This is a genomic window from Rhodoblastus sp., assembly GCF_041915505.1.
Taxonomy (GTDB): domain Bacteria; phylum Pseudomonadota; class Alphaproteobacteria; order Rhizobiales; family Beijerinckiaceae; genus Rhodoblastus.
Map to the genome: position 1 here is coordinate 1 of NZ_JAYSBG010000124.1, position 9,518 is coordinate 9,518.

Sequence of the window (9,518 nt, forward strand, 5' to 3'; positions counted from 1 at the left end):
AGGACATCCAGCTCGACACCAAGATCGCCAGCGCCCATTTCAACGAGGACACGCGCCGCTGGACCATCCACACCGAGAATGGCGAGACCATTGACGCCCAGTTCCTCGTCACCTGCTGCGGCATGCTCTCGGCGCCGCTGAGCGAATTGTTCCCCGGACAGAACTCCTTCAAGGGCCGCATCTTCCACACCGCGCGCTGGCCGCACCAGCCGATCGAACTGGAAGGCAAGCGCGTCGGCGTGATCGGCATTGGCGCGACCGGCATCCAGGTCATCCAGACCATCGCCGACAAGGCCGGCGCGCTCACGGTTTTCGTGCGCACGCCGCAATATGTGCTGCCGATGAAAAATCCGAAATTCGGCGAGGCCGACGTCAAGGCCTACAAGGACCGTTTCGCCGAGCTGAAGAAGACCCTGCCGCACACCTTCACCGGCTTCGAATATGATTTCCTCTATAAATGGGCCGATCTGACGCCGGCGCAGCGCCAGGACATTCTGGAAGAAATCTATCAGAACGGCTCGCTGAAGCTGTGGCTCGCCTCCTTCGCCGAAATGTTCTTCGACGCGGATGTGAGCGAACAGGTCTCGGCCTTCGTGCGCGAGAAGATGCGCGCGCGCCTCAAGGATCCGGCGCTGATCGACATCCTGGTCCCGAAGGCGACGGATTACGGCTTCGGCACCCATCGCGTGCCGCTCGAAACCAATTATCTCGAAGTCTATCACCGCCCGAATGTGCGCGCCGTCAGCGTGAAGGACAATCCGATCGCGGAAATCGTTCCCGAAGGCGTGAAACTGGCCGACGGGACCGTGCATGCGCTCGACGTGATCATTCTCGCCACCGGCTTCGACGCCGGCACCGGCGCGCTCACCCGCATCGACATTCGCGGACGCGATGGCCGCTCGCTGAAGGAGGATTGGAGCAAGGACATCCGCACCGCCTATGGCATGCAGGTGTATGGCTATCCCAATCTGTTCATGACCGGCGCGCCGCTGGCGCCGTCGGCCGCGCTTTGCAACATGACCACCTGCCTGCAGCAGCAGACCGAATGGATCAGCGATTGCATCCGCTTCGTCCGCGAAAAGGGCGCCGCCGTGATCGAACCGACGGCCGAGCTTGAGGAAAGCTGGGTGCGCCACCACGACGAAACCGCCGACGCCAATCTCATCTCCAAGACGAATTCCTGGTATGTCGGCTCCAATGTGCCGGGCAAGCCGCGCCGCGTGCTCTCCTATACCGGCGGCGTTGGAACCTATCGCCAGAAATGTTCGGAGGTCGCCGAGAACGGCTATAGCGGCTTCGCGCTGACGCCCTGACGCCGCGCGGACGGCGCCCCGACGCCGTCCGTGCGTCCCCTGACGCGACCAACGGTCGGGCGCGCTTCGGCGCGCCCGATTCGCTTGCGGCCATCGCTTTCATCCGGCGGGCTTCCTCCCCATATGGGCGGAACCGCAGCGGCGTTTCCACTCGCGCCGGCGCCGAGAAAGCGAAAGATCGTTTTGTCCCATCCCGACCGGGTTCTCCCCGCAGCCGCGCGACCGGCGCCGTTTCGGCCTGACAAAAGCGCGCTTGCGCTGTTCCACCCGGCCGTCGCCGCATGGTTTTCGTCGCGATTCGCCGCGCCGACCCCCGCCCAGGCTGAGGCTTGGCCGGCGATCAAGGCCGGCCGCCATACGCTCGTCGCTGCGCCGACCGGGTCCGGCAAGACCCTCGCCGCCTTTCTCGCCGCAATTGACGACCTGATCCGGCAGGGGCTCGACGGCGGCCTCGGCGACGAAACCCAACTGGTCTATGTCTCGCCGCTTAAAGCGCTGTCGAACGACATCCAGCGCAATCTCGAAGCGCCGCTGGCCGGCGTTCGCGAGGAGCTTAGGCGGCGCGGGCTGCCCGATGTCGAAATCCGCACCTGGGTGCGCACCGGCGATACGCCGTCCGCCGAACGCGAACGCATGCGCCGCCGCCCGCCGCATATCCTGGTGACCACGCCGGAATCGCTCTATGTCCTGCTCGGCTCTGCGTCCGGCCGCAAGATGCTGGCGACGACACGCTCGGTCATCGTGGATGAAATCCACGCTTTGGCGCCCAACAAGCGCGGCGCGCATCTCGCCATTTCGCTGGAGCGCCTCGCCGCATTATGCGGCGGTCCTGTGCAGCGCATCGGCCTTTCCGCGACGCAGAATCCGATCTCGTCCGTCGCGCATTTTCTCGTCGGCGCCGCGCCCGACGGCGCCCCGGCGGCGGAAGCCGCGATCGTCGACGCCGGCCACCAGCGCAAGCGCGACCTGGAAATAGAGGTTCCGCAATCGCCGCTGGAAGCGGTGATGTCGGGCGAAACCTGGCTCCAGATTTACGACCGGCTCGCCGAACTCATCCGCGCCCATCGCACGACCTTGGTCTTCGTCAATACAAGGCGCATGGCGGAGCGCATCGCCCATGCGTTGTCGGACCGGCTTGGCGACGACGCCGTGACCGCCCATCACGGCAGCATGGCGAAGGAGCGCCGCCTCGACGCGGAGCAGAGGCTCAAGAGCGGCGCGCTGAAAGCTTTGGTGGCGACGGCTTCGCTTGAGCTGGGCATCGATATCGGCGAGGTCGATCTGGTATGCCAGATCGGCTCGCCGCGCTCGATCGCGGCTTTTCTGCAACGCGTGGGACGTTCCGGCCACGCCATCGGCGGCACGCCCAAGGGCCGGCTGTTTCCGCTGTCGCGCGACGATCTGGTGGAATGCGCCGCTTTGCGCGATTGCGTAAGGCGCGGCGAACTCGACCGTCTCGTCATGCCGGAAAAGCCGCTCGACGTGCTCGCGCAGCAGATCGCCGCAGAAGTTTCGGCTCAGGACTGGTCCGAACCGGCCCTGTTCGATCTGTTCCGCCGCGCATGGCCGTTCCGGGATCTGGCGAAAGGCGAATTCGACGCAGTCATCCGCATGCTGGCGGAAGGCTTCGCGACCCGGCGCGGACGGCGCGGCGCCCTGATCCATCGCGACGCCGTGCACCAGATGCTGCGCGGCCGGCGCGGCGCCCGCATGACGGCGCTGACCTCGGGCGGCACCATTCCCGACACCGCCGATTACCAGGTCTTGCTGGAGCCGGACAATCAGGTGATCGGTTCGGTCAATGAGGATTTCGCCGTCGAAAGCATGCAGGGCGACGTGTTCCAGCTCGGCAACGCGTCCTATCGCATCCAACGGGTCGAGCGCGGAACGGTGCGGGTCGAGGACGCGCATGGCCAGCCGCCCACGATTCCGTTCTGGCTCGGCGAGGCGCCCGGCCGCGCCGACGAATTGTCCGCCTCGGTCGCGCGCCTGCGCGGCGAGATCGAGGCGAGACTGGGTGGCGATCCGGCGGGCGGCAGCGTGCTCTATTGGCTGCAAACGGAAATCGGCGTCGCCGCGCCGGCCGCGCAACAATTGGTCGAATATCTCGCGGCGGGCTTCGGCGCGTTGGGCCATCTACCAACGCAGCGAACCATCATCTTCGAGCGGTTCTTCGACGAAGCCGGCGGCATGCAGCTTGTCATCCACGCGCCATTCGGCAGCCGCGTCAATCGCGCCTGGGGCCTCGCTTTGCGCAAGCGCTTCTGCCGCAAATTCAATTTCGAGCTGCAGGCGGCGGCGACCGAGGACAATATCGTCCTGTCGCTGACCACCGCGCATAGTTTCGACCTCGCCGAGGTCGCGCATTATCTCAATCCACGCACTGTTCGACAGGTTCTTGTTCAGGCATTGCTCGCGGCGCCGATGTTCACGACGCGCTGGCGCTGGGTCGCCAGCGTGGCGCTGGCGCTGCCGCGGTTTCAGGGCGGCCGCAAGGTTCCCCCGCAACTGATGCGGATGCAGGCGGAGGATCTGGTCGCCGCCGTCTTCCCCGACCAGATCGCCTGCGCCGAAAATCTCGCCGGCGAACGCGAAATTCCGGACCACCCGCTCACCAATCAGGCCATTGACGATTGCCTCCGCGACGCCATGGACATCGAGCGGCTGGAGCGCCTGCTGGCGGATATTGCAAGCGGCGCCATCGAGATCGTCGCGCGCGATCTGACGCAACCGTCGCCGCTCGCCTTGGAAGTGCTGTCGGCGCGGCCCTACGCCTTTCTCGACGACGCCCCGCTCGAAGAGCGCCGGACGCAGGCGGTGATGGCGCGCCGCTGGCAGGACCCGGCGAGCGCGGCCGATCTCGGCCGGCTCGACGCTGACGCCATCGCCCGCGTGCGCGGCGAGGCCTGGCCTGAGCCGACCAATAAAGAAGAGCTGCATGACGCCCTGCTCTGGCTGTTCTGCCTGACCGAGGACGAAGCGAAAGCCGCGCCCGATTGGCAAAACTGGCTCGCCGCGCTGGCCCACGAGGGACGCGCCGCGCGCCTCATGACGCCGCAGAGCGCGCTGTGGATCGCCGCCGAGCGGATCAAGCCGTTTCTCGCTTTTTGGCCGGAGGCGCGGCTGGAGCCGCCGATCAAGCCGCCGGAACCCGCGAGCGCCTGGACAAGCGAACAAGCGCTGATCGAAATTCTGCGCGGGCGGCTGGAAGGGCTGGGCCCCGTGACGGAAGCCGATCTGTTGGCGCCGCTGGGACTCGAACCCAGCGCAGCGGCCGGGGCGCTGGCGGCGCTGGAAGCCGAGGGCGCGATCTTGCGCGGGCTGTTCCTGCCCGGGGTCGAAGAGACGCAATGGTGCGACCGCCGCCTGCTCGCGCGCATTCATCATTACACGTTGCGACGATTGCGCTCGGAAATCGAACCCGTCGCCGCGCGCGATTTTCTCCGCTTCCTGTTCGCCTGGCAGCATGTGGCGGAGGAGACGCGGCTGGAGGGGCCGGAATCGCTTTCGGTTGCGCTGGCCGTGCTGGAGGGTTTTGAAGCACCGGCCCGCGCCTGGGAGACGGAAATCCTGCCGGCGCGGATCGCCGGCTACCAGCCGTCCTGGCTCGACGCGCAATGTCTCGCCGGCAAATGCGTCTGGGCGCGGATCGCCCCACCCGCCGCCGGCGGCCGCCGCGTCGCGGCGCCGATCCGGTCGGCCCCCATCGCGCTGCTGGAGCGCAAGAGCGCGCCGCTCTGGATGGCGCTCGCCGCGCGCTATCCCGCGCCAGAGCCCAGTTCGCGCGGCCGCGCCGTGCTGGATTGCCTGCGGGCGGAGGGCGCCCTGTTCTTCGACGAACTCGCGCACGCCGCCGGGCTGCTGCGCCAGCAAGCGGAAGAGGCGCTCGGCGAACTGGTCTCGCTCGGACTGGCGACATCCGACAGTTTCGGCGGCTTGCGCGCGCTGCTGGTCCCATCGAACCAACGGCAACCGCTCAATGGCGCGAAACGGCGCGGCCGCGTGATCAGTTTCGGCATGGAGAGCGGCGGACGCTGGGCTTTGATCCGCCGCGCCGAGGGGGCCGGCGACGGCGCTAATGTGACCGAGCATGTCGCGCGGGCGCTGCTGCGCCGCTATGGCGTGGTGTTTTTCCGCATGCTCGCGCGCGAAGGCGAATGGCTGCCGCCGTGGCGCGACCTCGTGCGGGTCTATCGCCGGCTGGAGGCGCGCGGCGAAATTCGCGGCGGCCGCTTCGTCGCCGGCTTTTCGGGCGAGCAATATGCTTTGCCCGAGGCGGTAGGTCTGTTGCGCGAGATGCGTCGCCGGCCCCCCGACGATCAATGGGTTTCGCTGTCCGGCGCCGATCCGCTCAATCTGGCCGGCGTCCTGACGCCGGGCGCGCGGCTCGCCTCGCTGACGGCCAACCGCATCGTCTACCGGGACGGCCTGCCGGTCGCGACACTATCGGGCGGGAAGCCCCAATTCCTGGTCGAGCTGGACGAAACGGCGCGATGGGAGGCGGAAAAGCGCCTCATCCGGTCGGCGGCGCGCGGAGTCATGGCCGATCTGGCGTGAACGCGGCTGCGGTCGTCGAAGCCGCTTGACGAAACGCCAAAGGGCGTCAAACCATCCGCTCCCCGTTTTCGATGGCCAAGATGGAGTTTCATGATCAGCAGCCCCTGTATCGGACGATGCCAGATCGACGACCAGCTAAACCTTTGTTCCGGCTGCGCGCGATCCGGCGCAGAGATCGCGACCTGGCGCGAGGCGACACCCGAATTCCGGCGGCAGGTCTGGGCGGCGCTGCCAGAACGCAGGAAAAAGCTTGGCCTGAATCTGCATCGGCTGGATTGGGATCGGGAGGCGTTGCGCGCCTTTATCGCCGAGTCGCTGCGCCCCGGCGGAACATGGACGGCCGGCGTTCCGGGCGCCCTCGCTAAATTCTGCATAAGCCCGGGCGAGCCCTGCGAAATCGAAGCGAAGGCGGATTCAATCCGCGCCTTTACAGCGCGCGGCGCGATTGCCTTCGACCTCAGCGACCATATTCGCGCATTCTCGATCCAGTCAGACGCCGGGCGCGATTTGATCGTGCTGGCGACGCCGCGCGGCCGGGCGCGGTCCTTTCTCGCAGCGGGCCTTGCCCAGATCGGACCGGATCGGGACGCTATCCGCGCGCACGATAGCGGCGAAATCCTCTATGACTTCGGCCTGAACCGCGCGTCCTCCGGTTTTGGCGTCCGGACGGCCAGCCTACGATTAATCGCGCGGCTCGACGGCGTCGCGGGGCTCGACTGGCGGCAATTCCTTCCTTTGATCGGCGATGAATTGCAGGAGGTTTCGCCGACGCGCGTGGTGCGCCATTCCATCGGTCGGATCGAGGTATTCACGACCATTCCGCCGCCTGACGGCGCTTCATCCGAGGGGCCGCACACCCATTTCCTCCCCGCTTTTCTCGCCGAGGAGCGGGAAGCGCCCGCCCCGATCGACCTGCCGGAAGCCTATATCGCCTGCGCCATCTATCATCCGCCGCGCCCGGATGGAAATCCGTGAAACCTTGCGTCCCTGAAAACGGGGCGCGTCGGAAGATATGTTTTCGAGCCGTGCGGAGCGGCGGTTGCGGCTCGCGTATCCGCCCCTTGGCGACCCGGACGCCAAGGCGGGATGATCGCGGGGAGGCTCGTGCGGCGGAGCCTGTTGCATGTTCCGACATAATCCCATCAGATCGCTTCGAACGAATTGGGCTCCGGCCAGCGCGCGCGCCGGCATGCGCCGCGCGCGGCTGATGGGCAGGGGATCTGGAAGGCGACGATGAGCTCTGCCGCGATCACTGCAAGACTGCAAGGCGTCGCCTCGCCGGTCGATCTCGGCTGGCGGAACCTGGTCTTTTCGGCGCGGACGGCCGCCGCCGCCATTCTCGCCCTCGCGATCGCCTATTGGCTGGAGTTGAAGGATCCGCAATGGGCGACGCTGACCGTCTATCTATTGGCGCTGCCGACCGTTGGCGGGGCGCTGGCGAAAGGCGCCTGGCGCGCCGTGGGAACGCTGGTCGGCGGAACGGTCGGCCTGGGGCTGGTCGCGTTGTTCTCGCAGGCGGCGGAACTGCTGGTGGTCGCGACCACGCTGCTCGTCGCGGCGAGCTTCTACGCCAGCGCGCGGCTGCGCAATTACGCCGCCTATGGCGCCCTGCTCGCCGGCTATTCGATGCTGCTGGTGGCCTATGAGGGATCGAGCGATCCGCTCAACGCCTGGACGATCGCCGCCGACCGCACGGCGGAGATCCTGATCGGCATCGCTTGCGGCGTGCTGGCGAGCCTGTTGATCTGGCCGCGCTATGCGGGCGATGCATTGCGCGAGGCGTTGTCCCACACGTTTTCGGGCCTCGCGCATTATGTCGCGGCGGCCTTGCGCCTTTCCACCGCGCTCGCCGCCTTCGCGGACCTGCGCCGGCGCATGGTGGCGGATGTGGTTTCGTTCGATGCGCTGCGCTCCTCCGCCGCATTCGAGGCCCCGGAAATGCGCGCCGACGAACAGGCGCTAAAGCGAACGGTACGCGAGTTCCTGATGGTTCTGGCGATTGCGCGCGGCCTGTTCTTCCGCCTCGACGCCTTTGCCGGGGACGGCGCGCAAGACGTGCTCGACCGCATACGCCCGACACTGGAGGCGGTCGCCGCGCGGGTCGATCGCGTGGCGGCCGATCCCGCCGCGCGCAACGATCCGCGCCGCCTGCGCCGCGAAATGGCGGCGGCGCGCGCCTCGCTTTCCGAAGCGACCGCTGGACTGGAAGCCATGGCGGGCGCCGCGCCGTTCGACGCGCTCGCCAACGGCCTGCTGGTGCTGCGTCGCGCCGGCTATGTGCTGCGCGCGCTTTCGCTCGCCGTCCTCGCCGGAGCGGCCAGCATCCAACGGACGGACAGCCGCGCTGGGCGGCCGGGCCGCGAGCGCGACGCCGCCGAAGGACGGCCGGAGGCCGCCCTGAACGCGTTGCGCGCCGGCCTCTCCATCGCGCTGCTCAGCGCGCTCTGGCTCGCGACCGGCTGGAGCCAAGGCTTCACGGCGCTCTCGGGCGGCGCGATCATGCTTTTCTTCGCGGTGAATCAGGACAATCCCGAGGCGATCGCGCGCTCCTTCTTCGTCTGGAGCGCCGCCGGCATTGCGGTCGCCTATCTCGCCATGGTGTTCGTGCTGCCTTTTCTCGAAGGCTTCGAGGCGCTCGCGGCGATGCTGATGCTGGCGCTGCTGCCGGCGGGACTGATGGCCGGCACGCCGAGCCACGCCGTGGCCGGAATTGCGCTCGGCGGCTTCACTGTCTCGCAGATCGGCGTGGGCAATGTGTTCGCACCCAATGAAATGGCCTTCGTCAACGCCTCGGCCGCCCTGCTCATCGGTATGGCCGTCTGCCTGGCGGTTCTCGCCGTCATGCCGGTGACGTCGCTCGCCCGGCGCGGGCAAAGCCGAGCGGCGGCGCTCGGCGAAATCCTGCCCGCCGTGGCGCGCCGGGAGATCGTGCCGCGTCGGGCCTATGACGAAATTGTCGCGACGCTGGCCGCGCTGTTGCCGCGCCTCGCCCTCGACCGTCCGAGCGAGGATGATTTCTTGCGCGGCGCGCTGGGCGCCGCCTCGTCGGCGATCGAGCTCGGCCGGCTGGCCGAAGCCGCCCGCGCGCCTGACATGCCGGAGCAGGCCGCGCAGTCGCTGGAGGACTTCCTCCAGCGTTTCGCCGCGGCGCTGGAGCGCCTTGCGGCCAGTCGCGACCCCGCGGAATCTGTCGCGCAGGCCGAGGGGCTCGTCGCCCAAGCCCGCGCCGATCTTGCCGCCCTCCCGCTGCAGCCGGGCGGCGCCGAAGCGCGCGCCGTGCTGGGCGCGGGCGCCTCGCTGCGTTTTCTCGCCGACAGGTTCATCATCGACCGCGCCTATTTCGCGCATAGCGACATGGAAAACGGAACATGACGCCGCCGAACCTCAGCCTGTTCCACACCGTGGAATTCGTCGGCTTCTACCTGCCGCCGCTGCTGGTCTGGGCCGCCGCGGCGCTGATACCGTTCCTCGGCCTGCGCTGGCTTCTCGGCAGGCTCGGTCTCTATGACGCCGTCTGGCATCGCTCCCTGTTCAATCTCGCGCTCTATGTCCTCATCGTGAGCGGGATGGTCTTTCTCGGAAATCTCGCATGGCTCTGAAAGCGTCCGTCTCGCGCATCCTCATCACCCTTTGCGTCGTGGCCGCCGC

At 67.7% G+C, this 9,518-nt stretch carries 5 protein-coding genes; all 5 read left to right on the forward strand.

Annotated elements, in window-relative coordinates; all coding sequences use genetic code 11:
* Positions 1-1,313: flavin-containing monooxygenase (locus ACE3S9_RS09680; RefSeq protein ID WP_374546247.1), on the forward strand; the 1,313-nt coding region annotated here is incomplete at its 5' end.
* Between the two features lie 183 nt (positions 1,314-1,496).
* Positions 1,497-5,870: a DEAD/DEAH box helicase gene (locus ACE3S9_RS09685; protein WP_374546248.1), complete on the forward strand. Its 4,374-nt coding sequence runs from the start codon at positions 1,497-1,499 to the stop codon at positions 5,868-5,870.
* A gap of 90 nt (positions 5,871-5,960) precedes the next feature.
* Positions 5,961-6,845 (forward strand): DUF1289 domain-containing protein, encoded by an 885-nt coding sequence (locus ACE3S9_RS09690; RefSeq protein WP_374546249.1) that lies wholly within the window; start codon positions 5,961-5,963, stop codon positions 6,843-6,845.
* A 258-nt stretch (positions 6,846-7,103) separates the two neighbouring features.
* A complete protein-coding gene (locus ACE3S9_RS09695) occupies positions 7,104-9,242 on the forward strand; it encodes an FUSC family protein (RefSeq protein WP_374546250.1) in 2,139 nt (712 codons plus the stop codon).
* Positions 9,239-9,469, forward strand: coding sequence for a DUF1656 domain-containing protein (locus ACE3S9_RS09700; RefSeq protein WP_374546251.1), 231 nt, complete (start codon positions 9,239-9,241; stop codon positions 9,467-9,469). The genes ACE3S9_RS09695 and ACE3S9_RS09700 overlap by 4 nt, the downstream gene beginning before the upstream one ends.
* Positions 9,470-9,518: the final 49 nt, after the last annotated feature.

What these genes read in the sequence shown, in the direction of transcription:
- ACE3S9_RS09690 (WP_374546249.1), top strand. Translation starts at nt 5,961, where the DNA reads ATGATCAGCAGCCCCTGTATCGGACGATGCCAGATCGACGACCAGCTA.
- ACE3S9_RS09695 (WP_374546250.1), top strand. Translation starts at nt 7,104, where the DNA reads ATGAGCTCTGCCGCGATCACTGCAAGACTGCAAGGCGTCGCCTCGCCG.
- ACE3S9_RS09700 (WP_374546251.1), top strand. Translation starts at nt 9,239, where the DNA reads ATGACGCCGCCGAACCTCAGCCTGTTCCACACCGTGGAATTCGTCGGC.